This window comes from Pantoea sp. alder81 (assembly GCF_020179835.1).
Classification (GTDB): domain Bacteria; phylum Pseudomonadota; class Gammaproteobacteria; order Enterobacterales; family Enterobacteriaceae; genus Pantoea.
This window is the reverse complement of the sequence record NZ_JAIUDA010000003.1, coordinates 295679-318820: the sequence shown is the minus strand read 5'-3', so window position 1 is coordinate 318820 and position 23142 is coordinate 295679. Positions and strand designations below refer to the sequence as shown.

Genomic DNA, 23142 nt, shown 5'->3' with positions numbered 1-23142 from the left:
GGCTTCTTTTGCTTGTGAAAAGAGGTAACGCGCCGCAGAAGCTGTTTTCTGCTGTCACCGGTCAGGATGACGCCGTTAACCAGGATAGATGACGAGGAGCCAAAATGAATCAGATTCCGATGACGTTGAAAGGCGCTGAGAGCCTGCGTGAAGAGCTGAACGAGCTGAAAACCGTGAAGCGTCCGCGCATCATCGCCTCAATCGCCGAAGCTCGCGAGCACGGCGATCTGAAAGAGAATGCCGAATACCATGCAGCCCGCGAAGAGCAGGGTTTTTGTGAAGGGCGTATTCAGGAGATTGAAGCCAAACTCTCCAACGCTCAGGTGATTGATATCACCTCAATGCCAAAAACCGGACGCGTGATTTTTGGTTCTACCGTAACCATTTTGAATGTGGATACGGACGAAGAATTCACTTACCGCATCGTGGGTGATGATGAAGCTGACTTCAAAAAAAATCTGATTTCAGTGAATTCGCCGATGGCGCGCGGACTGGTCGGGAAATCGGCTGACGATGTGGCCATCGTGAAAACCCCCGGTGGTGATGTCGAATATGAAGTGTTAAAGGTGGAATACCTTTAAGATATTGCTACGCTTTGAAATGTGTAGCCGCACTTTGTAAAGAAAGGAAAAAGGCCGCATAGCGGCCTTTTATCCCATGCAGGAGCATGGCACTTTCTCTGCCCGTCATGGCAGCCTTGATGGCTGATTAACGTGGCAGAGTAATTTTGCGCTCTTTTGCAGGGCGATACAGCACCAGCGTGTTGCCGATGACCTGTACGTTACAAGCTTTTGTTTCACGTACGATAGCGTCAACGATCAGCTGCTTGGTTTCACGATCTTCAGAGGCAATTTTCACCTTGATCAATTCGTGATGCGCGAGCGCCAGTTCGATTTCGGCGAGCACGCCTTCGGTCAAGCCATTACCGCCCAGCATGACAACGGGCTTAAGTGGATGGGCAAGGCCTTTCAGGTGCTGTTTTTGTTTGGTACTCAGATTCATCGTATTTTTTACTTACTCAGGGATTGAAAACGGTTCATTCTACCGCCATCTCGGGTATATCGCCAAATCAACGCGACCCATTGCGTAATGATTTATCGCTACGATGAAGATTTAATTGGAAAAATTATGACGGGTAAAAAGCGTTCAGCCAGTTCCAGTCGCTGGTTACAGGAACACTTTAGCGATAAATATGTGCTGCAGGCACAGAAAAAGGGGTTGCGTTCGCGCGCCTGGTTTAAACTGGATGAAATTCAGCAGGGTGACAAGCTTTTCAAACCCGGCATGACAGTGGTAGATCTGGGTGCTGCGCCCGGTGGTTGGTCGCAATATGCGGTACAACAGATTGGATCGAATGGTCGTATTGTTGCCTGTGATTTACTCCCGATGGACCCGATTGTCGGTGTCGATTTTTTACAGGGCGACTTTCGTGAAGAGGCGGTGCTGAACGCATTGCTGGAGCGTGTGGGTGACAAAAAAGTTCAAGTTGTGATGTCTGATATGGCACCAAACATGAGCGGTACACCTGAGGTTGATATTCCGCGATCAATGTATTTGGTAGAGTTGGCGCTGGAGATGTGTCGGGATATTCTGGCACCTGGCGGCAGTTTTGTAGTGAAAGTGTTTCAGGGAGATGGCTTCGAGGAATACCTGCGGGAAATTCGCTCCCTATTTACGAAAGTGAAAATTCGTAAGCCAGACGCTTCTCGTTTACGTTCACGTGAAGTGTATATTGTGGCGACAGGGCGCAAACTATAGCCCTCGGTGCTGGAATCAAAGCAAGGCGAACTGCATTTACTCTGATGTGTAATTCTGAGTTTCAGTGAAAAGCAGCAAAATCATCAGCGTCGCGATTCCAGGTCTGAAGGATATATAGTACCCTACGCTGTCTGTTAACACCGTTGTAATATGAGGTTAATCCCTTGAGTGACATGGCGAAAAACCTGATTCTCTGGTTAGTCATCGCGGTCGTGCTGATGTCTGTCTTCCAGAGCTTTGGGCCCAGCGAGTCGAATGGCCGTAGGGTTGATTACTCAACCTTCCTGTCAGAAGTGAACCAGGATCAGGTCCGCGAGGCACGTATTAACGGGCGTGAGATTAACGTTGTCAAAAAAGACAGTAATAAATATACCACTTACATTCCTGTCAACGACCCTAAGCTGCTTGATAACCTCTTGACCAAAAACGTCAAAGTGGTTGGCGAACCACCAGAAGAACCAAGCCTGCTGGCTTCTATCTTCATCTCCTGGTTCCCAATGCTGCTGTTGATTGGCGTTTGGATCTTCTTTATGCGTCAGATGCAAGGCGGCGGTGGCAAAGGCGCGATGTCCTTTGGCAAAAGTAAAGCCCGCATGCTGACCGAAGACCAGATCAAGACCACGTTTGCGGATGTCGCGGGTTGCGATGAAGCGAAAGAAGAAGTGGCTGAACTGGTTGAATATCTGCGCGAGCCGAGCCGCTTCCAGAAACTGGGTGGTAAGATCCCGAAAGGCGTCCTGATGGTCGGCCCTCCGGGTACCGGTAAAACCTTGCTGGCGAAAGCGATTGCCGGTGAAGCGAAAGTCCCGTTCTTTACTATCTCCGGTTCTGACTTCGTAGAAATGTTCGTGGGTGTGGGCGCATCTCGTGTGCGTGACATGTTTGAACAGGCGAAGAAAGCCGCACCGTGCATCATCTTTATCGATGAAATCGATGCCGTAGGCCGTCAACGTGGCGCCGGTTTAGGCGGTGGTCACGATGAACGTGAGCAGACGCTGAACCAGATGCTGGTTGAGATGGATGGCTTCGAAGGTAATGAAGGCATCATCGTTATCGCCGCGACCAACCGTCCAGACGTACTTGACCCCGCGCTGCTGCGTCCAGGTCGTTTCGACCGCCAGGTTGTGGTGGGTCTGCCAGACGTTCGCGGTCGTGAACAGATTCTGAAAGTGCATATGCGTCGTGTGCCATTGGCCACTGATATTGACGCGGCAATCATCGCACGTGGTACACCGGGCTTCTCAGGTGCTGACCTCGCTAACCTTGTCAACGAAGCGGCACTGTTCGCTGCACGTGGCAACAAGCGCGTGGTATCAATGGTTGAATTCGAGAAAGCGAAAGACAAAATCATGATGGGTGCAGAACGTCGCTCCATGGTGATGACGGAAGCGCAGAAAGAATCCACGGCTTATCACGAAGCGGGCCATGCGATTATTGGTCGTCTGGTGCCGGAACACGATCCGGTGCACAAAGTGACGATTATTCCTCGCGGACGTGCGCTCGGTGTGACCTTCTTCCTGCCTGAAGGCGACGCGATTAGCGCCAGCCGTCAGAAACTGGAAAGCCAAATCTCGACGCTGTATGGCGGTCGTCTGGCAGAAGAGATCATCTACGGTGCTGAACGTGTTTCTACCGGTGCGTCTAACGACATCAAAGTGGCCACTAACCTGGCGCGCAACATGGTGACGCAGTGGGGCTTTAACGAGAAGTTAGGTCCGTTACTGTACGCTGAAGAAGAAGGCGAAGTGTTCCTTGGTCGCTCTGTGGCGAAGGCGAAACACATGTCTGATGAAACAGCACGCATCATTGACCAGGAAGTTAAACACCTGATCGACAGCAACTACCAGCGTGCTCGCGTTCTGCTGGGTGAGAACATGGACATCCTTCACGCGATGAAAGACGCGCTGATGAAGTATGAAACCATTGATGCACCGCAGATTGATGACCTGATGGCTCGCCGTGAAGTTCGCCCACCTGCAGGTTGGGATGATTCCGGCAACAGTAGCTCATCTGACAACAATGGCACGCCAAAGGCGCCACGTCCGGTTGATGAACCGCGTACGCCGAACCCTGGCAACACCATGTCAGAACAGCTCGACAAATAAGAGGCCTCAAACCTCAGCAAAAACCCCGGCCGGTCCGGGGTTTTTTACATTCAGTGATACTGCGATTCCCAAGGAGATTCCCGCCATGAAGTTGTACGCCCGTGATTCCCATCTCGATCTGTCGTTTCCCCATGTGATGGGTATTTTAAATGTCACGCCGGACTCCTTCTCTGATGGTGGAACTCATAACACGCTGGTGGAGGCACTGACCCACACCAATGAAATGGTGAATGCGGGTGCAACCATCATCGATGTGGGCGGAGAATCAACGCGGCCGGGTGCCGCTGAAGTCAGTGTGGATGAAGAGTTATCTCGCGTGATTCCGGTGGTGGAAGCCATCGCCCAGCGTTTTGAAGTGTGGATTTCCGTGGATACCTCAAAGCCAGAGGTGATCCGTGAATCGGCGCGAGTGGGTGCTCACATCATTAATGACATTCGCTCACTATCAGAACCGGGTGCGTTGGCAGCAGCAGCAGAAACCGGCTTGCCGGTGTGCCTGATGCACATGCAGGGCGAGCCCCGCACCATGCAACAAGCACCTGAATATCAGAATATCGTGAGCGAAGTGGACGCTTACTTCCTCGCGCAGATTGCACGCTGCGAAGCGGCGGGCATCAAAAAAGATAATCTGCTGCTCGACCCTGGCTTCGGTTTCGGTAAGAATCTCAACCACAATTATCAGCTGCTGGCCGAACTCAGCCATTTCCACCATTTTGGCTTGCCGCTACTGGTCGGAATGTCGCGTAAATCGATGATTGGCCAGTTGTTAAATGTCGGTCCGACGCAGCGGCTGACCGGCAGCCTGAGCTGTGCGGTGATTGCCGCTATGCAAGGGGCACAAATTATTCGCGTGCATGATGTGAAAGAGACTGTCGAAGCGATGCGTATTGTCGAAGCGACACGGAGAGCAAAAGGATAAAGCATGAGTAATCGTAAATATTTCGGTACAGATGGTATTCGTGGCAAGGTCGGTGAAGCACCGATTACCCCTGATTTTGTCCTGAAGCTGGGTTTTGCTGCGGGTAAAGTCCTGGCGCGTTCGGGATCACGTAAAGTATTGATTGGTAAAGATACGCGTATTTCTGGCTACATGCTGGAATCGGCACTGGAAGCCGGTCTGGCTGCGGCCGGTTTATCGGCGGCCTTTACCGGGCCTATGCCAACCCCTGCTATTGCCTATCTGACGCGTACCTTCCGCGCAGAAGCCGGTATCGTTATCTCTGCATCGCACAACCCCTTCGACGATAACGGCATCAAATTCTTCTCTGCAGAAGGCACTAAATTGCCGGATGAAGTAGAAGAGGCAATCGAGCTTGAGTTAGAGAAGCCGCTGACCTGCGTTGAGTCCGCTGAGTTGGGGCGCGCCAGCCGCATCGTTGATGCTGCCGGTCGTTATATCGAGTTCTGTAAAGGCACATTCCCGAGCGAGTTAAGCCTTAACGGCCTGAAAATCGTGGTGGATTGCGCCAACGGTGCGACCTATCACATTGCGCCTAATGTGCTGCGTGAACTGGGTGCCAAAGTGATTGCGATTGGTGTACAGCCCGATGGCATGAACATCAACAAAGAGTGCGGCGCAACCGATCTCCGCATGCTGCAGCAGCGCGTGCTGGATGAGAAGGCGGACTTAGGCCTTGCTTATGATGGCGATGGCGACCGCATCATGATGGTGGATCATCTGGGCATGAAGGTTGATGGTGACCAGATCCTCTACATCATTGCACGTGAAGCCTTGCGTCAGGGGCAATTGCGCGGCGGCGTGGTGGGTACTCTGATGAGTAACATGGGGCTGGAACTGGCGTTGAAACAGCTCGGCATTCCTTTCACACGTGCCAAAGTGGGTGACCGCTACGTGCTGGAAAAAATGCAGGAGAAGGGCTGGCGCATGGGCGCCGAAAACTCCGGGCATGTCATTCTGCTGGACAAAATCAGTACCGGTGACGGTATCGTGGCAAGTTTGCAAGTGCTCACTGCTATCGTGCGTAATCACATGAGTCTGCATGATTTATGCAGTGGCATGAAAATGCTGCCACAGATTCTGGTTAATGTGCGCTTCACTGGTAGTCACGATCCACTGGAATCCGACAGCGTCAAAGCCGTCAGCGCTGAAGTGGAAAAAACCTTGGCAGGGCGGGGCCGTGTGCTCTTACGTAAATCCGGTACTGAACCGCTGATTCGCGTGATGGTTGAAGGTGAGGACGAAGCGTTAGTCTCCGAGTTGGCACACAAAATTGCCGATGCGGTAAAAGCGGTTTAAGCCCGTTTACAGGCGGTGAGATCTCGACTTTCCGCCTGTTAAATCACCACCCTGGCGCTTTTTTCCGCAATCAATAAAGTTCGTGAAAATTGCGCTTGCAGAGGTATGCCCCATTGGTTAGTATTCACACCCGCTTCTGATGGGTGATGACGATACTCCCCGTCAATATTGGTGAAGCTTTAACTGTGCGGATAACGCGCAAGGAAACAGGTTGATTATGTACGAAGCTCTGTTAGTTGTTTTCCTTATTGTTGCGATTGGCCTCGTGGGTCTGATCATGCTTCAGCAAGGCAAAGGCGCTGATATGGGAGCCTCATTCGGTGCAGGCGCCTCTGGTACACTGTTCGGTTCAAACGGGTCTGGTAACTTCATGACGCGTATGACTGCCGTACTGGCGACCCTGTTCTTCATTATCAGCTTGATCCTTGGCAATCTGAACACGAATAAGTCTTCTAAAGGAAGCGAGTGGGAAAACCTCACTGCGCCAGCTCAGTCTGAACAGCAGACTCAGCCAGCTAAACCGGCAACTCCGGGCAATGATATCCCGCAGTAACATCGTCAATGCTTTAGCGACAATGTAGCGTCGCAGTCAGTGCAGTACCGAGGTGGTGAAATTGGTAGACACGCTACCTTGAGGTGGTAGTGCTCGAAAGGGCTTACGGGTTCAAGTCCCGTCCTCGGTACCAAATCTCAGTAAAACTTGCTTTTTAAGCAAGGTCGGCGTATTATTCGCCACGTTTTCGGACGCGGGGTGGAGCAGCCTGGTAGCTCGTCGGGCTCATAACCCGAAGGTCGTCGGTTCAAATCCGGCCCCCGCAACCACTTTCCCTTAGAGTTCTTTTTCAAATATACTGTATGCATCGACGGACGCATCCTCAGTGTTTTTTGAAAAAAATTCTTTTGGATTGTGCTCCGAAGCCGCTATGCGGCGTACAGGGTCCAGTCACAAAAAGCCCCGAATTTTCGGGGTTTTTTGTTATCAGGAATCGCAATACTGGGCTATAGGCCCTTTTTTTATGTCTTGGGGGTGGGCTTGTCCACATTAGAGCAAAAATTGACTGATTTGATCACCGCTCCGGTAGAAGCGCTTGGCTACGAATTGGTCGGTATCGAATTCGTTCGCGGTCGCACATCGACTTTGCGCATCTATATTGATAGTGAGAATGGTATCAATGTTGATGATTGTGCCGATGTTAGCCACCAGGTCAGCGCAGTAATGGATGTGGAAGATCCCATTACGGTGGCTTACAACCTTGAAGTCTCCTCGCCAGGTCTCGAGCGTCCTCTTTTCACCGCTGAACACTATGCACGTTTTGCCGGTGATGAGGTAAGCCTGACACTGCGCATGGCCGTACAGAACCGCCGTAAATGGCAGGGGATCATCAAGTCCGTGGAAGGTGAGATGATCACGGTAACCGTTGAGGGTAACGATGAGGTGTTCGCGCTGAGTAATATTCAGAAAGCGAACCTGGTCCCCCACTTTTAAAAGTCCGGATTGAGGCTAACCAGGATGAACAAAGAGATCTTAGCTGTAGTAGAAGCCGTTTCTAACGAAAAAGCCCTGCCACGTGAGAAAATCTTCGAAGCGCTGGAGAGCGCTTTGGCCACTGCGACTAAAAAGAAGTATGAGCAGGAAATCGAAGTGCGCGTCAGCATTGACCGTCGCAGCGGTGATTTCGATACTTTCCGTCGCTGGGTGATTGTGGACGAAGTGACACAGCCAACTCGTGAGATCACGCTGGATGCGGCCCGCTTTGAAGATGAAGCGTTCAATCTGGGCGAATACGTTGAAGACCAGATTGAATCTGTCACCTTCGACCGTATCACCACCCAAACCGCCAAGCAGGTTATCGTACAGAAAGTACGTGAAGCTGAGCGCGCGATGGTGGTTGATCAGTTCCGTCAACACGAAGGTGAAATCATCACCGGCGTGGTGAAGAAAGTAAACCGCGACAGTATTTCACTGGATCTCGGCAGCAATGCTGAAGCCGTGATTGGTCGTGAAGATATGCTGCCACGTGAAAACTTCCGCCCAGGCGATCGTATTCGCGGTGTGCTGTATGCCGTACGTCCAGAAGCGCGCGGTGCTCAGCTGTTTGTCACCCGTTCTAAACCAGAAATGCTGATCGAACTGTTCCGCATTGAGGTGCCAGAAATCGGTGAAGAAGTTATCGAGATCAAAGCGGCAGCGCGCGATCCGGGTTCACGTGCCAAAATTGCCGTGAAGACCAACGATAAACGTATCGATCCGGTGGGTGCTTGTGTCGGTATGCGCGGTGCGCGTGTGCAGGCGGTTTCAAGCGAACTGGGTGGTGAGCGTATCGATATCGTGCTGTGGGACGATAACCCAGCGCAATTCGTTATTAACGCCATGGCGCCAGCCGATGTGGCGTCAATCGTGGTCGATGAAGATAATCACACCATGGATATCGCTGTTGAAGCCGGCAATCTGGCTCAGGCGATCGGCCGTAACGGCCAAAACGTGCGTCTGGCTTCTCAACTCAGTGGTTGGGAACTGAACGTGATGACCGTCGATGATCTGCAGGCTAAGCATCAGGCTGAAGCCCACGCAGCGATCGATATGTTCACCAAACATCTCGAAATCGATGAAGAGTTCGCCACCGTTCTGGTGGAAGAGGGCTTCTCTTCGCTGGAAGAATTGGCTTACGTGCCAATCAACGAGCTGCTGGAAATCGACGGCCTCGACGAAGAGACCATTGAAGCCCTGCGTGAACGAGCAAAAAATGCGTTAACCACCCTGGCATTAGCGAAAGAAGAGAGCCTTGGTAATCAGGAGCCCGCTGAGGATCTTCTGAATCTTGAGGGCTTGGATCGTGCGCTGGCGTATCGCCTGGCGTCAAAAGGCGTTTGCACGCTGGAAGATCTCGCTGAGCAAGGTGTTGACGATCTGACAGATATTGAAGGGCTGGATGATGAGAAGGCCGGTGCGCTGATTATGGCTGCACGTAATATCTGCTGGTTCGGCGATGACGCGTAATAACAGGAAGGAACAGCATGACAGATGTAACCGTAAAATCGCTGGCCGCCGAAATTCAGACTCCGGTCGATCGCCTGGTACAGCAATTTGCTGACGCAGGGATCCGCAAGTCTGAAAACGATGCGGTGTCCCAGCAAGAGAAAGAGACCTTACTGTCCCACCTGAATCGTGAGCACGGTCAGACCGGTTCAAGTAAACTGACTTTGCAGCGCAAAACGCGCAGCACCTTGAATATTCCCGTCACCGGGGGTAAAAGTAAGTCGGTGCAAATCGAAGTCCGCAAAAAGCGCACATACGTGAAAGGTGATGCAGAGTCTGAGCAAGCTCAGGCAGAAGCTGAAGCCGAGGCGCAGCGTGAAGCGGAAGAGCAGGCGCGTCGCGAGGCGGAAGAACAAGCCCGTCGCGAAGCTGAACAAAAAGCGCAACGTGAAGCCGAAGATAAAGCCAAGCGCGAAGCCGCTGACAAGGCTAAGCGTGAAGCAGCGGAAAATGACAAAGTGACAAATCAACCTACCGACGAAGTAACCAAGGCTGCGCAGTCTGATAAAGCCCGTCGTGAAGCCGAAGCGGCTGAACTGAAACGCAAATCAGAAGAAGAAGCACGCCGTAAGCTGGAAGAAGATGCCCGCCGCGTGGCAGAAGAATCCAAACGCCTGGCTGAAGAGAAAGCCGTTGAATGGGCTAAACCTGAAGAAGAAGATAAAGGCGACTACCATGTCACCACTTCGACTCATGCCCGTCAGGCCGAAGACGAGAACGATCGTCAAGTTGAGGCAGGACGTGCTCGTGCACGTACTACCAAAGCTGCTCGCCCGGTGAAGAAAGGCAACAAGCATTCTGAAGCCAAAACCGACCGTGAAGAAGCGCGTGCGCAAGTTCGTGGCGGTAAAGGTGGCAAACATCGTAAGCCAAGCACTCTTCAGCAGGGCTTCAACAAGCCTGTTCAGGCTGTAAACCGCGATGTTGTCATCGGTGAAACCATCACCGTGGCTGAACTGGCCAATAAAATGGCGATCAAAGGTTCTTTGGTCATCAAAGCGATGATGAAGATGGGCGCGATGGCGACCATCAACCAGGTTATCGACCAGGAAACTGCTCAGATGGTCGCGGAAGAGATGGGTCACAAAGTGATCCTGCGCCGCGAGAATGAGCTGGAAGAAGCGGTAATGGACGATCGTGATACTGATGCTGCGCAGGAAGCTCGCGCGCCAGTCGTCACCATCATGGGTCACGTTGACCACGGTAAAACCTCTCTGCTGGATTACATCCGCTCAACCAAAGTCGCTTCAGGCGAGGCTGGTGGTATTACTCAGCATATCGGTGCTTACCACGTTGAAACTGACAACGGTATGATCACCTTCCTCGATACCCCGGGCCACGCCGCGTTTACCGCAATGCGTGCACGTGGTGCCCAGGCAACGGATATCGTTATCCTGGTTGTTGCTGCAGATGATGGCGTGATGCCTCAGACCATCGAAGCTATCCAGCATGCGAAAGCAGCCGGTGTGCCAGTGGTTGTTGCGGTCAACAAAGTTGATAAGCCTGATGCTGACCCAGATCGCGTTAAGAACGAACTGACCCAGTACGGAATTCTTCCGGAAGAGTGGGGCGGTGAGAACATGTTCGTTAACGTTTCTGCGAAAGCGGGAACGGGCATCGACGACCTGTTGAATGCGATTCTGCTGCAAGCAGAAGTACTTGAACTCTCTGCTATCCGTGAAGGTATGGCGAGCGGCGTGGTTATCGAATCCTTCCTTGATAAAGGTCGTGGTCCGGTTGCTACCGTGCTGGTACGTGAAGGTACGCTGAATAAAGGCGACATCGTGCTGTGCGGCTTCGAGTATGGCCGTGTTCGTGCAATGCGTGACGAACTGGGTCGTGAAGTACTGGAAGCGGGTCCATCCATTCCAGTGGAAATCCTCGGTCTGTCTGGTGTGCCAGCAGCGGGTGATGAAGCGACTGTAGTTCGTGATGAGAAGAAAGCACGTGAAGTTGCACTGTATCGTCAGGGTAAGTTCCGCGAAGTGAAGCTGGCGCGTCAGCAGAAGTCGAAGTTGGAGAACATGTTCGCCAACATGACCGAAGGCGAAGTGTCCGAGCTGAATATCGTACTGAAATCCGACGTACAGGGTTCTGTGGAAGCGATCTCCGATTCTCTGCTGAAACTCTCTACCGACGAAGTGAAGGTGAGAATTATCGGTTCGGGTGTGGGCGGTATCACTGAGACCGACGCCACCCTGGCAGCAGCGTCTAACGCGATTATTCTTGGCTTCAACGTTCGTGCTGATGCTTCTGCCCGCCGCGTGATTGACGCTGAAAGTGTTGACCTGCGTTACTACTCCGTCATCTATAATCTGATCGACGAAGTGAAAGCGGCAATGAGCGGCATGCTGGCACCGGAATTCAAACAGCAGATCATTGGTCTGGCCGAAGTGCGTGACGTGTTCAAGTCACCGAAATTTGGCGCCATTGCCGGCTGTATGGTTACCGAAGGCAACATCAAACGTCACAACCCGATTCGCGTACTGCGCGACAACGTGGTGATTTACGAAGGCGAGCTGGAATCTCTGCGTCGCTTTAAAGACGATGTCAACGAAGTGCGTAACGGCATGGAGTGTGGTATCGGCGTGAAGAACTACAATGATGTTCGCGTTGGCGATATGATCGAAGTCTTCGAAATCATTGAAATTAAACGCACCATCGATTGATCATCACTTGATGTGTTGCAATTTGGGAGGCCTCTGGCCTCCCGAATTATTTGGGAGAAAGAAAAATGGCAAAAGAATTTGGCCGCCCACAGCGCGTATCTCAGGAACTGCAGAAAGAAATCGCAATTATCCTGCAGCGCGAAATCAAAGATCCACGTCTGGGTATGATGGTGACTGTTTCCGGTGTTGAAGTGTCCCGTGACCTGGCGTATGCCAAAGTCTTCGTGACTTTTCTAAACGACAAAGACGAAGAAGCGGTAAAAAATGGCCTGAAAGCGCTGAAAGAAGCGTCTGGCTATATCCGCATTCTGGTAGGCAAAGCGATGCGTCTGCGCATTGTGCCAGAGCTGACCTTCTTCTATGACAACTCGCTGGTCGAAGGTATGCGTATGTCGAACCTGGTCAGCAATGTGATTAAAAGCGATGTCGAGCGTCGTGGCGATAGCCCGGCTGAAGATGACAAGGAGGACTAATGAGTCGTCCTCGTCGTCGCGGTCGCGACGTCCACGGTGTGTTTTTGCTGGATAAGCATGAAGGCGCATCCTCGAACGATGTGCTGCAGAAAGTGAAGCGTCTGTTTCATGCTAACAAAGCGGGTCACACCGGTGCGCTTGATCCCCTGGCAACTGGCATGCTGCCAATCTGCCTCGGTGAAGCGACGAAGTTCTCGCAGTTCCTGCTCGATTCCGATAAACGCTATCGCGTTATTGCACGTCTTGGCGAGCGCACCGACACATCGGATGCCGATGGCAACATCGTCGAAACGCGGCCAGTGACGTTCGACCAGGCTGCACTGGATGCGGCGCTGGAAAGCTTCCGTGGTGACACCTTCCAGGTGCCCACCATGTTTTCTGCGCTGAAGTACCAGGGTCGCAAGCTGTATGAATACGCGCGTGAAGGCATTACCGTGCCGCGTGAAGCGCGTCCTATTACCGTGTTCGAACTGCAGTTCATTCGCTGGGAAGGTGATGAGCTGGAGCTGGAAATTCACGTTTCTAAAGGCACCTATATTCGCACCATCATCGATGACCTCGGTGAGAAGCTAGGCTGTGGCGCACATGTGATTATGCTACGTCGTTTGCAGGTGGCGAAGTATCCCATTGAACGCATGATCACCTTTGAGCAGTTGCAGGCGATGGCGGCTGAAGCGAACGCAGCAGAAACGCCAGACTACAGTGCACTTGATGCGCTGCTGCTGCCAATGGATAGTCCAGCGGAAGAGTTCCCCATTGTGAATTTACTGCCCTCTGTCGCTGCTTATTTCAAGCAGGGGATGCCAGTGCAGGCGGCGAATGCACCTGAACAGGGATTGGTGCGTGTCACCGAAGGTGATGAACACAAATTTATCGGTATGGCAGAAATCGCGGAAGATGGGCGCGTTGCGCCGCGTCGTCTGGTGGTCGAGTTTCCTGCCTAATCAACACATTCACTTTTGAGCTAACGGCGCATTTGCGTTGCTATCAGGCGAAGAGTAGAATAGCGCGGCTTTTAAAGCGGGCTGCTGAATTAGAGATCGGCACCCATACATTCATTTTTTTATCTGGAGTTTATTATGTCTCTAAGCGTAGAAGCTAAAGCAGAGATCGTTGCTAAATACGGTCGTGGTACCAACGACAGCGGTTCAACTGAAGTTCAGGTTGCTCTGCTGACTGCTCAGATTAACCACTTGCAGGGTCACTTCTCTGAGCACAAAAAAGATCACCACAGCCGTCGCGGTCTGCTGCGCATGGTATCTCAGCGTCGTAAGCTGCTGGACTACCTGAAGCGTAAAGATGTTGCTCGCTACACCAGCCTGATCGAAAGCCTGGGTCTGCGTCGCTAAGTCTGAAGAATCTGATCAACGATGTAGCACATGCACTATGCAGAAAAGCGCATCTGACGATCAGATTTGTGCGAGTTTCGCGAAAAGGGGGCCTTTATGGCCCCTTTTTTCGAGCAATCCGCAGCATTCCGTACCAAACTCATGTATTGTTGCTGAGAGTGATCTTTACTTGCAGCGTTTCGCGCGGCTAATGAGAGGCTTTACCGCATGGGCGGTTGAAGATTGTCATTAGTCGCGAGGATGCAACTAAAGATCGGTAAACCCCGGCGAGCCCAAAAGCGCTCTGCCCCTCGAATTTAAGGACTTAAATTTTGCTGAACCCGATCGTACGCAAATTCCAATATGGTCAGCATACCGTCACGCTGGAAACCGGCATGATGGCGCGCCAGGCTACTGCAGCAGTAATGGCTAGCATGGACGACACCGCGGTATTCGTCACCGTTGTTGGCCAGAAAAAAACCAAACCAAATCAAGATTTCTTCCCGCTGACGGTTAACTATCAGGAGCGTACTTACGCTGCTGGTCGTATCCCGGGTAGCTTCTTCCGTCGTGAAGGCCGTCCAAGCGAAGGCGAAACCCTGATTTCTCGTCTGATTGACCGTCCAGTGCGTCCGCTGTTCCCGGAAGGTTTCATCAACGAAGTACAGGTTATCGCCACTGTTGTTTCTGTTAACCCACAGGTTAACCCAGACATCGTTGCGATGATCGGCGCATCTGCAGCCCTTGCGCTGTCAGGCCTGCCATTCAACGGTCCAATCGGTGCTGCTCGCGTTGGTTACATCAATGACCAGTACGTGCTGAACCCAACGTCTGATGAGCTGAAAACCTCTCGTCTGGACCTGGTTGTAGCCGGTACTCAGAACGCGGTTCTGATGGTTGAATCAGAAGCAGAAGTACTGACCGAAGACCAGATGCTGGGCGCGGTGGTATTCGGCCACGATCAGCAGCAGATTGTTATTGAAAACATCAACTCACTGGTTGCTGAAGCGGGCAAACCACGCTGGGATTGGCAGCCAGAGCCAGCAAACGATGCATTGATTGCACGTGTTGCTGCACTGGCAGAAGCCGGTATCGCTGATTCTTACCGCATCACTGATAAGCAAGAGCGTTACACTCAGGTTGGCGTAGTTAAAGATGCCACCATCGCTGCACTGCAGGCTGAAGATGAATCATTAGATGCTGGCGAAATCGCTGACATCGTTCACGATCTCGAGAAGAGCGTCGTGCGTAGCCGTATCATCCGTGGCGAGCCACGTATTGATGGTCGCGAAAAAGACATGATCCGTGGTCTGGATGTGCGTACTGGCGTGCTGCCACGTACTCACGGTTCTTCTCTGTTCACCCGTGGTGAAACGCAGGCACTGGTTACTGCAACACTGGGTACCGCACGTGACGCGCAGAACCTGGATGAGCTGATGGGCGAGCGTACTGACAGCTTCCTGTTCCACTACAACTTCCCTCCATACTCAGTGGGCGAGACCGGCATGGTTGGCTCACCTAAGCGTCGTGAGATTGGTCATGGTCGTCTGGCGAAGCGCGGTGTGCTGGCAGTGATGCCTAAGCAGGAAGATTTCCCATACACCATTCGTGTGGTGTCAGAAATCACCGAATCAAACGGTTCTTCTTCTATGGCTTCTGTCTGTGGTGCTTCTCTGGCACTGATGGACGCAGGCGTTCCGATCAAAGCAGCCGTAGCCGGTATTGCGATGGGTCTGGTTAAAGAAGACGAGAACTTTGTGGTTCTGTCTGACATCCTGGGCGATGAAGATCACCTCGGCGATATGGACTTCAAAGTGGCCGGTAGCCGCGACGGTATCACTGCACTGCAGATGGATATCAAAATTGAAGGTATCACCCGTGAGATCATGCAGGTTGCACTGAATCAGGCTAAGGGCGCGCGTCTGCACATCCTGAGCGTGATGGAGCAGGCTATCAGCACCCCACGTCAGGAAATCTCTGAGTTCGCACCACGTATCTATACCATCAAGATCAGCTCGGACAAGATCAAAGATGTTATCGGTAAAGGCGGTTCTGTTATCCGTGCGCTGACTGAAGAGACCGGCACCACCATCGAAATCGAAGATGATGGCACCGTGAAGATCGCAGCAACCGACGGCAACAAAGCGAAAGAAGCGATTCGTCGTATCGAAGAGATCACCGCTGAAATCGAAGTGGGCCGTATCTACTCAGGTAAAGTAACGCGTATCGTTGATTTCGGTGCCTTCGTGGCAATCGGCGGCGGTAAAGAAGGTCTGGTTCATATTTCTCAGATCGCTGATAAGCGCGTAGAGAAAGTGACCGACTATCTGCAGATGGGTCAGGAAGTTCCAGTGAAAGTCATGGAAGTGGACCGTCAGGGCCGCGTACGCCTGAGCATCAAAGAAGCGACAGAGCAGAAACCAGCGGAAGAAACCCCTGCTGCAACGAATGCATCTGACGCCGAGTAAGCGTTTACTGATTGGCCTCTCCCTGCAAGTTGGGGAGAGGTGTTTGGATCATCGCGAGGGCGGGAATCCTTGTGCACAGCAGGCGGATGACAGGATGGTTATCCCAATGTTTGTATTCGGGAGTGGGAAATGAAGCCTTTTTTGCGCTGGTGTTTTGTTGCGACAGCTATCACGCTGGCAGGATGCAGCAACTCCAATTGGCGTAAGAACGAAGTTCTGGCAGTACCTTTGCAGCCCACACTGCAGCAAGAGGTGATCCTGGCGCGAATGGAACAAATTCTTGCCAGTCGTGCCCTGACCGATGATGAACGCGCACAGCTATTATATGAGCGCGGAGTGTTGTATGATAGTTTGGGTCTGAGGGCATTAGCGCGGAACGATTTTTCGCAAGCGCTGTCTATAAGACCAGATATGCCTGAGGTGTTTAACTACCTCGGTATATATTTAACGCAGGCAGGCAATTTTGATGCTGCCTATGAAGCGTTTGATTCTGTACTTGAGCTTGATCCAACTTACAACTATGCGCATTTAAACCGTGGTATCGCCCTCTATTACGGCGGTCGATACAAGTTAGCGCAAGATGATCTGCTGGCGTTTTATCAAGACGATCCTAACGATCCTTTCCGCAGCCTTTGGCTCTATCTCGTTGAAAGCGATATGGACGCCGACAAGGCCAAAGTCACGCTGAGACAGCGACATGACAAAGCGGTCCGGGACCAATGGGGATGGAATATTGTCGAGTTCTACCTTGGCGACATCAGTGAAAAAACGCTGATGGAACGTCTCAAGGCGGACGCAACGGATAACACCTCGCTCGCTGAACATCTCAGTGAAACCAACTTCTATTTAGGTAAGTACTACCTAAGTCTGGGGGAGAAGGACGACGCGAAAGCGTTGTTCAAACTGGCGGTGGCCAACAACGTTAACAACTTTGTTGAGCACCGATACGCATTGTTGGAACTGGCGCAACTCGGCCAGACACAAGACGATTTATCAGAATCTGACCAGCAATAGCTGACGAACTTTTATTGCCTGAATACTTGTAAAGTCATCATCTTCAAGGTGAGGGCTTTTCTGTTCGTCAAAACTTCTAATTTGAGCCGGTTCACACTTTTTGATGAAAATGACTGAAAGTTTTCACGACGAGTTATGTAGACTGGCCGCCGCAATCTAAGAGGCACGTGTACTACATGACTGATATTCAAACCACTTTTTCCGAACTTGGCCTGAACGCCGACATCCTTGAATCACTGAACGGCATGGGCTACGTGAAGCCATCCCCAATCCAGGCTGAGTGTATTCCTCACCTGCTGGCGGGCCGTGACGTGTTAGGTATGGCGCAGACCGGTAGTGGTAAAACTGCAGCGTTCTCTCTGCCGCTGCTGCACAACATTGATCCAACCGTTAAAGCACCGCAAATCCTGGTGCTGGCTCCAACCCGCGAACTGGCTGTTCAGGTTGCTGAAGCCATGACTGAATTCTCTAAACACATGCGTGGCGTGAACGTGGTTGCCCTGTACGGCGGCCAGCGTTATGACGTACAGCTGCGCGCTCTGCGTCAGGGACCACAGGTTGTTGTGGGTACGCCTGGCCGTTTGCTCGACCACCTGAAACGCGGCACGTTAGATCTGTCTAACCTGCGCGGCCTGGTGCTGGACGAAGCTGATGAAATGCTGCGTATGGGCTTCATCGAAGACGTTGAAACCATCATGGCGCAGATCCCAGACGGTCATCAGACCGCGCTGTTCTCAGCTACCATGCCAGAAGCGATTCGTCGTATTACTAAACGCTTCATGAAAGATCCTCAGGAAGTGCGCATTCAGTCAAGCATGACTACGCGTCCTGATATCTCTCAGTCTTACTGGACCGCTTACGGCCGTAAAACTGACGCACTGGTGCGTTTCCTGGAAGCAGAAGACTTTGATGCCGCTATCATCTTCGTGCGTACCAAAAATGCAACGCTGGAAGTGGCTGAAGCGCTTGAGCGCAGCGGTTACAACAGCGCAGCACTGAATGGTGACATGAACCAGGCACTGCGTGAGCAGACGCTGGAGCGCCTGAAAGATGGTCGTCTTGATATTCTGATCGCCACCGACGTTGCCGCACGTGGTCTGGACGTTGAGCGTATCAGCCTGGTTGTTAACTATGACATCCCAATGGATGCTGAGTCTTACGTTCACCGTATCGGCCGTACCGGTCGTGCAGGTCGTGCTGGCCGCGCACTGCTGTTCGTTGAGAACCGTGAGCGTCGTCTGCTGCGTAACATCGAACGCACCATGAAGCTGACCATTCCAGAAGTTGAGCTGCCTAATGCAGAACTGCTGGGTGAGCGTCGTCTGGCTAAGTTCGCCGCGAAAGTACAGCAGCAGCTGGAAAGCAGCGATCTGGACATGTACCGCGCACTGCTGAGCAAAATGCAGCCGGGCGAAGATCTGGATATCGAAACTCTGGCCGCAGCACTGCTGAAAATGGCACAGGGCGAACGTCCACTGATTCTGCCACCAGAAGCACCGCGTCCAGCACGTCGTGAATTCCGCGACCGTGATGATCGTCGTGATTCACGCGATTCACGTGGTCCGCGCGAAAACCGTGCAGACCGTGGTGACCGTGCTGATCGTGGCGAAAGCCGTGATGGCGCTCCACGTCGTGAACGTCGTGACGTTGGCGAAATGCAGCTGTACCGCATTGAAGTGGGCCGTGATGATGGTGTTGAAGTTCGTCACATCGTTGGCGCGATCGCTAACGAAGGCGACATCAGCAGCCGTTACATTGGTAACATCAAGCTGTTTGGTACTCACTCAACTATCGAGCTGCCTAAAGGTATGCCGGGCGAAGTTCTGCAGCACTTCACTCGCACGCGCATCCTGAACAAGCCGATGAACATGCAGTTGATGGGTGATGCACCGGCACACGAGCGTTCAGAGCGTCGTCCTGCTAGCCGTGATGGCGAGCGTCGTGGCAATGGCGCACCGCGTGGCGAAGGCGCACCGCGTCGTTTCTCTGAGCGCCGTGAAGGTGGTCGTGATGCAGGTCGTGAAGGCGGACGCTTCAGCCGTGAAGGCGGTCGTGGCCCACGTCCAGAAGGTGCTTCTGCACCACGTCGTCGTGACGCATAAGCGATAAACGCTGAAAAATAAAAAGGGACGCCGCGGCGTCCCTTTTTTTATATTCGTAAATTAAACGTTACACCCCACCTGCAATCAATACCCTTTCACCGCTCACATACGCTGAATCTTCAGAGGCCAGGAACAATGCCACCTGCGCCACATCCTCCGGCAGACCAAATCGTCCCAACGGCGTAGCCGCGATCAACTTCGCTTTAACATCCGGATTCATCTTCTTTGCCGCCAGTAAACCTTCCGTCAGGATGATTCCTGGTGCCAGCGCATTGACGCGGATATTACGCGGCCCGAGTTCACGTGCGAGGCCCTGCGTTAAGGTATCAATCGCACCTTTAGTCGCCGCCCATAACACCGAACCCGGTGTACTGCGTTGGCTGTTAAGTGCACTCAGATTAATGATGGTGCCACCGCGAACGGGGAAATGTTTCGCCGCCTGCTGGCAGACCAGTAAAGTGCCCAGCACATTCACATTGAGCTGCTGCTGCATCTCACTGAGGCTGAGTTCGGCGAAATCGCCGTGATGGAAAATACCGGCATTGTTGACCACGATATCGGGTGCGCCAAACTGCTCGATGCTGCGTGCGAATAAACGCTGCACATCGGCCTCGCGGGAGATATCGGCCTGTACGGCAATGGCATCGCTGCCTAGCTCGCAGATATCTGTCACGACATCTGCAGCGCCCGCTTCATCCTGGCGGTAATTAACAATGACGCGAGCGCCGGCCGCCGCGAAAGTCATAGCAATGGCGGCGCCAATGCCTTTCGAGGCGCCCGTCACCAGCGCAATTTTGCCTTCAAGTGCTTTCATTGTGTCTCTCCACCTGAGAATTCGGGGAAGGGTAAGCATGCGCTGTCCATACAATTGGGCGGTAGCGCAATCCTGCAAGCTTTTTGCACAATCCTGCAAATGTGCAGGTTAAGGACTAGGCGCAGCGGAAGTGAAAGGCGAGAATGCTGACACAGTGATTTCTCGTCGCGGAGTGCGTAACGCATGATTCATCAGGAACAGTGGCAGCAACTGGTGGCGATGATTGCCCGCCATGCTCCAGAAGATGGCCGCCACTTGAGCGCCATCGATTTTCTCTCATTTGGCCGCAGCGCCAAACCAACCAGTTTGTCGCACGTAGCGACCTGGGCCAGCTTTGCGTTGGTAGCGCAGGGCCAGAAAGCGTTGCGTATGGGCGATGACGTGATGCATTACGGAGCAGGCGATCTGCTGCTGGTGACGCTGGATATGCCAGTACAATCCTGCGTGGTGCTGGCCACACCGGAGAAGCCCAACCTTGGCGTCGGGATCACCATTAACGAAACGCGTCTGATGCGCTATCTCGAACATTTCCCGCTTCAGCACATTGGCGCGACAGTGGCGAACGAACGCGGCATTACCGTGCATAAAGTGGCGCCGCCGTTAGTTGATGCGGTTATCCGCCTGATTGAACTGCTGGATCAACCTCAGGATATTCCAGCGCTGGCACCGTTAATTGAGCAAGAGATTTTCTATCGATTACTCACCGGGCCAGAAGGCCCGCGGATTCTCAATATGGCGTTGACCGAGCGACCGGGTAACAAAGTGGCCCGCGCGGCACGCTGGCTACGCGAAAACTTTCATCAACCGCTCAAGATGGATCAGCTGGCCAGCAGCGTGGGCATGAGTATTTCGTCGCTACATCATCACTTCAAATCGGTGACGGCGATGACGCCGATGCAGTATCAAAAGCAGCTGCGTCTCAACGAAGCGCGGCGTTTGATGCTGATTGAGAAGTTAGATGCCGGAACGGCGGGGTATCGCGTGGGGTATCAAAGTGCTTCGCAGTTTAGCCGCGAATACAGCCGTTTCTACGGGCAATCTCCAGCACGGGATGTGCGCATGGTGGCAGTGGGGCCAGAAGGATTGACCCCACAACAGTAGATATTACAGTGAGCGCGCGGCTTCCATCGCCAGTGCGAACGAACGCAGACGAGCCTGCGAATCGAAAATCTGGCCATTGACCATGATTTCATCAGCCTGGGTTTCGCGGATCAGCGCGGCTAACCCCTGGCGCACTTTGTCGCTATCGCCGACAATCGACATGCTCAGCGCCTGCTGCACACCATATTGCTCTGATGGCGACCACAGGTTATCCATGTTCTCAACGGGGGCTGGCAGCGGGCCCGGTTTGCCACGGCGCAGGTTAATAAACTGCTGCTGCATTGAGGTAAACAGGAAGCGCGCATCGCGTTCGCTATCCGCTGCTACCACGTTGACGCACACCATCGCATAGGGTTTCGCCAGACGCGCAGAAGGCTTGAATTTCTCACGATAGAGATGCAGTGCCTGGAACAACAGGTCCGGTGCAAAGTGGGAAGCAAAAGCGAACGGCAGGCCGAGCTGTGCGGCCAGTTGTGCACTATAGAGGCTGGAACCCAATAACCAGACAGGAATTTTCAAACCGAGGCCCGGCACGGGCTGCACTGGCGGATGTTCACCGTCTTCTGCATCAAACCAACGAATTAGTTCTGCCACATCTTCCGGGAAACTATCCGCCTGGGCGCTGGAGAGATGACGGCGCAGCGCTAACATGGTGCGCTGGTCAGAACCTGGGGCGCGGCCCAGCCCTAAATCAATACGGCCAGGATACAGCGATTCGAGCGTACCAAACTGTTCGGCGATCACCAGCGGTGCATGGTTGGGCAGCATAATGCCGCCGGATCCAAGGCGCAGGGTTTCGGTATTGGCGGCCAGATAACCAATTAACACGGACGTTGCCGCACTGGCAATACCGGTCATGTTGTGGTGCTCAGCGAGCCAGTAACGATGGAAACCAAGGGCTTCAGATTGACGCGCCAGCGCCAGCGAATTGTGGAAAGCTTCGCGCGCAGCAGAACCTTGCGGGATAGGCGCAAGATCCAGTACAGACAGGCGAACCGTTTTTTTCTCAGACATGGGCACTCCAAATAAGGATGGCGCAGGTGTTATCAGACCTGCGCCAGTGAGTATTACTCATCATTACCCATATTAAAACTGCTATTAACAGCAGGAATATAGCCGGAATGTGCCTTTACCGTCCGCCCTCAAGTACCATACCGGCCAATCGACGCCAGTAACCGTTGCAATCACTGCCGCGCGCCATCATCAGCGGGGCTTCACCGGCTTCGTTCGCGCGGAAGCGATCGACCTCTGCCAGCGTGGTCTCATCCTGTGGCGAGAGGCGTACGATATCGATCCAGTTATGCATCCCGGGCAAATCATTTCCAAGGTTGTAGCAGTAACCGCTCATGGTCTGGATGCCATTTAACACAAACACCTGCTGGCCCTCCTGTGACAGTACGCGGCGTCCGGTGGGATAGTTGATGCAGCAGGTCTGGCAATCATCTTTGGCGCGATTTTCGGAACGTGCGGTAAAGCAACGCGCCGACAGCGCCAGCGGCAGATGGCCATAGCCCAATACTTCTACTTCAAACTTATTGCGCAGGCCTGCCGCATCACACTGCTGCAACAGCTGAATCAGCCAGTCACGCGACATCTCCACAGGTATGCACCAGCGCGTCATGCCCTCTTTCAGCAACAGCTGTAGCGTCTGTGCGTTATAGACATTGAGTGTCGGACCGGCGACAAACGGCAGCTTACGCTCCGCCGCCATGTTGACGGTGCCGATATCGTTAGCTTCCAGCAAAAACTCGCCGTTCTCCACATAGCGCCGCAGCTCTTTCACTTCTGAAGGCGACTGCAACAGCGCAAGGGTGCTGAGCACCACCTGCTTACCGTGCTGCGCCAGCGTATGTCCCATTTCCATCCATTGTGCAAAAGTGGTAGCACGACGTTTACTGCATACCGCTTCGCCAAGATAGATGATGTCAGCAGAGCTGTCGGCTGCCTGCTGATAAAAACTGGCCAGCGTGTCCGTTGGCCAGTACCACAGCACCGGCCCAATGGCGTATTTCATAG

General features: G+C 52.9%; 21 protein-coding genes and 2 tRNA genes. 19 read left to right on the top strand and 4 right to left on the bottom strand.

Going from position 1 to position 23142, the window contains the following annotated elements:
- Nucleotides 1-104: 104 nt before the first annotated feature.
- Nucleotides 105-581 carry a transcription elongation factor GreA gene (gene greA / locus LBW88_RS11015; protein WP_224932327.1) on the top strand — a complete coding sequence of 159 codons (477 nt, stop codon included), beginning with the start codon at nucleotides 105-107 and terminating at the stop codon, nucleotides 579-581.
- 127 nt (nucleotides 582-708) lie between these two features.
- Here the strand turns inward: greA and yhbY are convergent, their stop codons facing one another.
- Nucleotides 709-1002: a ribosome assembly RNA-binding protein YhbY gene (gene yhbY / locus LBW88_RS11010; RefSeq protein ID WP_224932328.1), complete on the bottom strand. Its 294-nt coding sequence runs from the start codon at nucleotides 1000-1002 to the stop codon at nucleotides 709-711.
- 126 nt (nucleotides 1003-1128) lie between these two features.
- On the opposite strand from yhbY, the gene rlmE reads away from it, so the two are divergent.
- The 17 genes from rlmE (at nucleotide 1129) to LBW88_RS10925 (ending at nucleotide 19211) form a co-directional block, all read left to right on the top strand.
- Nucleotides 1129-1758 carry a 23S rRNA (uridine(2552)-2'-O)-methyltransferase RlmE gene (gene rlmE / locus LBW88_RS11005; RefSeq protein WP_224932329.1) on the top strand — a complete coding sequence of 210 codons (630 nt, stop codon included), beginning with the start codon at nucleotides 1129-1131 and terminating at the stop codon, nucleotides 1756-1758.
- A 173-nt stretch (nucleotides 1759-1931) separates the two neighbouring features.
- A complete protein-coding gene (ftsH, locus tag LBW88_RS11000) occupies nucleotides 1932-3863 on the top strand; it encodes an ATP-dependent zinc metalloprotease FtsH (RefSeq protein WP_224932330.1) in 1932 nt (643 codons plus the stop codon).
- An 85-nt stretch (nucleotides 3864-3948) separates the two neighbouring features.
- A complete protein-coding gene (gene folP / locus LBW88_RS10995) occupies nucleotides 3949-4782 on the top strand; it encodes a dihydropteroate synthase (protein WP_224932331.1) in 834 nt (277 codons plus the stop codon).
- Nucleotides 4783-4785: 3 nt separating this feature from the next.
- Entirely contained in the window at nucleotides 4786-6120 is a 1335-nt protein-coding gene (gene glmM / locus LBW88_RS10990) for a phosphoglucosamine mutase (protein ID WP_224932332.1), read from the top strand.
- A 217-nt stretch (nucleotides 6121-6337) separates the two neighbouring features.
- The gene (gene secG, locus LBW88_RS10985) at nucleotides 6338-6673 is read left to right on the top strand and encodes a preprotein translocase subunit SecG (protein ID WP_034826531.1); all 336 of its coding nucleotides are present in this window, start codon (nucleotides 6338-6340) and stop codon (nucleotides 6671-6673) included.
- A 46-nt stretch (nucleotides 6674-6719) separates the two neighbouring features.
- Nucleotides 6720-6806 (top strand) — tRNA-Leu (locus LBW88_RS10980).
- A gap of 59 nt (nucleotides 6807-6865) precedes the next feature.
- A tRNA-Met gene (locus LBW88_RS10975) sits at nucleotides 6866-6942 on the top strand.
- A 211-nt stretch (nucleotides 6943-7153) separates the two neighbouring features.
- Nucleotides 7154-7606 (top strand): ribosome maturation factor RimP, encoded by a 453-nt coding sequence (gene rimP / locus LBW88_RS10970; RefSeq protein WP_034826528.1) that lies wholly within the window; start codon nucleotides 7154-7156, stop codon nucleotides 7604-7606.
- A 24-nt stretch (nucleotides 7607-7630) separates the two neighbouring features.
- Nucleotides 7631-9118: a transcription termination factor NusA gene (gene nusA / locus LBW88_RS10965; protein WP_084934277.1), complete on the top strand. Its 1488-nt coding sequence runs from the start codon at nucleotides 7631-7633 to the stop codon at nucleotides 9116-9118.
- A gap of 17 nt (nucleotides 9119-9135) precedes the next feature.
- Entirely contained in the window at nucleotides 9136-11826 is a 2691-nt protein-coding gene (gene infB, locus LBW88_RS10960) for a translation initiation factor IF-2 (RefSeq protein WP_224932333.1), read from the top strand.
- Between the two features lie 65 nt (nucleotides 11827-11891).
- Nucleotides 11892-12299: a 30S ribosome-binding factor RbfA gene (rbfA, locus tag LBW88_RS10955; protein ID WP_100704437.1), complete on the top strand. Its 408-nt coding sequence runs from the start codon at nucleotides 11892-11894 to the stop codon at nucleotides 12297-12299.
- A complete protein-coding gene (truB, locus tag LBW88_RS10950; RefSeq protein ID WP_224932334.1) occupies nucleotides 12299-13243 on the top strand; it encodes a tRNA pseudouridine(55) synthase TruB in 945 nt (314 codons plus the stop codon). Before rbfA ends, truB begins: the two co-directional genes overlap by 1 nt.
- A 135-nt stretch (nucleotides 13244-13378) precedes the next feature.
- Nucleotides 13379-13648, top strand: a complete 270-nt coding sequence (rpsO, locus tag LBW88_RS10945) for a 30S ribosomal protein S15 (protein ID WP_025903869.1) — start codon at nucleotides 13379-13381, stop codon at nucleotides 13646-13648.
- A gap of 311 nt (nucleotides 13649-13959) precedes the next feature.
- Entirely contained in the window at nucleotides 13960-16095 is a 2136-nt protein-coding gene (pnp, locus tag LBW88_RS10940; protein ID WP_224932335.1) for a polyribonucleotide nucleotidyltransferase, read from the top strand.
- Nucleotides 16096-16224: 129 nt separating this feature from the next.
- A complete protein-coding gene (gene nlpI, locus LBW88_RS10935) occupies nucleotides 16225-17109 on the top strand; it encodes a lipoprotein NlpI (protein WP_008104288.1) in 885 nt (294 codons plus the stop codon).
- Between the two features lie 103 nt (nucleotides 17110-17212).
- Nucleotides 17213-17269 (top strand): protein YrbN, encoded by a 57-nt coding sequence (yrbN, locus tag LBW88_RS26615; protein WP_098053093.1) that lies wholly within the window; start codon nucleotides 17213-17215, stop codon nucleotides 17267-17269.
- A gap of 16 nt (nucleotides 17270-17285) precedes the next feature.
- Entirely contained in the window at nucleotides 17286-19211 is a 1926-nt protein-coding gene (locus LBW88_RS10925; protein ID WP_224932336.1) for a DEAD/DEAH family ATP-dependent RNA helicase, read from the top strand.
- Between the two features lie 67 nt (nucleotides 19212-19278).
- Here the strand turns inward: LBW88_RS10925 and LBW88_RS10920 are convergent, their stop codons facing one another.
- Nucleotides 19279-20025, bottom strand: a complete 747-nt coding sequence (locus LBW88_RS10920) for an SDR family NAD(P)-dependent oxidoreductase (protein WP_224932337.1) — start codon at nucleotides 20023-20025, stop codon at nucleotides 19279-19281.
- 183 nt (nucleotides 20026-20208) lie between these two features.
- Here LBW88_RS10920 and LBW88_RS10915 point away from each other — a divergent pair, with 183 nt between their 5' ends.
- The gene (locus LBW88_RS10915) at nucleotides 20209-21126 is read left to right on the top strand and encodes an AraC family transcriptional regulator (RefSeq protein WP_224932338.1); all 918 of its coding nucleotides are present in this window, start codon (nucleotides 20209-20211) and stop codon (nucleotides 21124-21126) included.
- A gap of 3 nt (nucleotides 21127-21129) precedes the next feature.
- Here LBW88_RS10915 and LBW88_RS10910 read toward each other — a convergent pair whose 3' ends face one another.
- A complete protein-coding gene (locus tag LBW88_RS10910; protein WP_224932339.1) occupies nucleotides 21130-22140 on the bottom strand; it encodes a luciferase-like monooxygenase in 1011 nt (336 codons plus the stop codon).
- Between the two features lie 115 nt (nucleotides 22141-22255).
- Nucleotides 22256-23140: a U32 family peptidase gene (locus tag LBW88_RS10905; protein ID WP_224932340.1), complete on the bottom strand. Its 885-nt coding sequence runs from the start codon at nucleotides 23138-23140 to the stop codon at nucleotides 22256-22258.
- Between the last annotated feature and the right edge of the window lie 2 nt (nucleotides 23141-23142).

What these genes read in the sequence shown, in the direction of transcription:
- ftsH (WP_224932330.1), top strand. Translation starts at nt 1,932, where the DNA reads ATGGCGAAAAACCTGATTCTCTGGTTAGTCATCGCGGTCGTGCTGATG.
- yhbY (WP_224932328.1), bottom strand. Translation starts at nt 1,002, where the DNA reads ATGAATCTGAGTACCAAACAAAAACAGCACCTGAAAGGCCTTGCCCAT.
- LBW88_RS10920 (WP_224932337.1), bottom strand. Translation starts at nt 20,025, where the DNA reads ATGAAAGCACTTGAAGGCAAAATTGCGCTGGTGACGGGCGCCTCGAAA.
- folP (WP_224932331.1), top strand. Translation starts at nt 3,949, where the DNA reads ATGAAGTTGTACGCCCGTGATTCCCATCTCGATCTGTCGTTTCCCCAT.
- rbfA (WP_100704437.1), top strand. Translation starts at nt 11,892, where the DNA reads ATGGCAAAAGAATTTGGCCGCCCACAGCGCGTATCTCAGGAACTGCAG.
- nusA (WP_084934277.1), top strand. Translation starts at nt 7,631, where the DNA reads ATGAACAAAGAGATCTTAGCTGTAGTAGAAGCCGTTTCTAACGAAAAA.
- nlpI (WP_008104288.1), top strand. Translation starts at nt 16,225, where the DNA reads ATGAAGCCTTTTTTGCGCTGGTGTTTTGTTGCGACAGCTATCACGCTG.
- infB (WP_224932333.1), top strand. Translation starts at nt 9,136, where the DNA reads ATGACAGATGTAACCGTAAAATCGCTGGCCGCCGAAATTCAGACTCCG.
- glmM (WP_224932332.1), top strand. Translation starts at nt 4,786, where the DNA reads ATGAGTAATCGTAAATATTTCGGTACAGATGGTATTCGTGGCAAGGTC.
- LBW88_RS10910 (WP_224932339.1), bottom strand. Translation starts at nt 22,140, where the DNA reads ATGTCTGAGAAAAAAACGGTTCGCCTGTCTGTACTGGATCTTGCGCCT.
- truB (WP_224932334.1), top strand. Translation starts at nt 12,299, where the DNA reads ATGAGTCGTCCTCGTCGTCGCGGTCGCGACGTCCACGGTGTGTTTTTG.
- LBW88_RS10905 (WP_224932340.1), bottom strand. Translation starts at nt 23,140, where the DNA reads ATGAAATACGCCATTGGGCCGGTGCTGTGGTACTGGCCAACGGACACG.
- secG (WP_034826531.1), top strand. Translation starts at nt 6,338, where the DNA reads ATGTACGAAGCTCTGTTAGTTGTTTTCCTTATTGTTGCGATTGGCCTC.
- LBW88_RS10915 (WP_224932338.1), top strand. Translation starts at nt 20,209, where the DNA reads ATGATTCATCAGGAACAGTGGCAGCAACTGGTGGCGATGATTGCCCGC.
- rpsO (WP_025903869.1), top strand. Translation starts at nt 13,379, where the DNA reads ATGTCTCTAAGCGTAGAAGCTAAAGCAGAGATCGTTGCTAAATACGGT.
- rlmE (WP_224932329.1), top strand. Translation starts at nt 1,129, where the DNA reads ATGACGGGTAAAAAGCGTTCAGCCAGTTCCAGTCGCTGGTTACAGGAA.
- LBW88_RS10925 (WP_224932336.1), top strand. Translation starts at nt 17,286, where the DNA reads ATGACTGATATTCAAACCACTTTTTCCGAACTTGGCCTGAACGCCGAC.
- greA (WP_224932327.1), top strand. Translation starts at nt 105, where the DNA reads ATGAATCAGATTCCGATGACGTTGAAAGGCGCTGAGAGCCTGCGTGAA.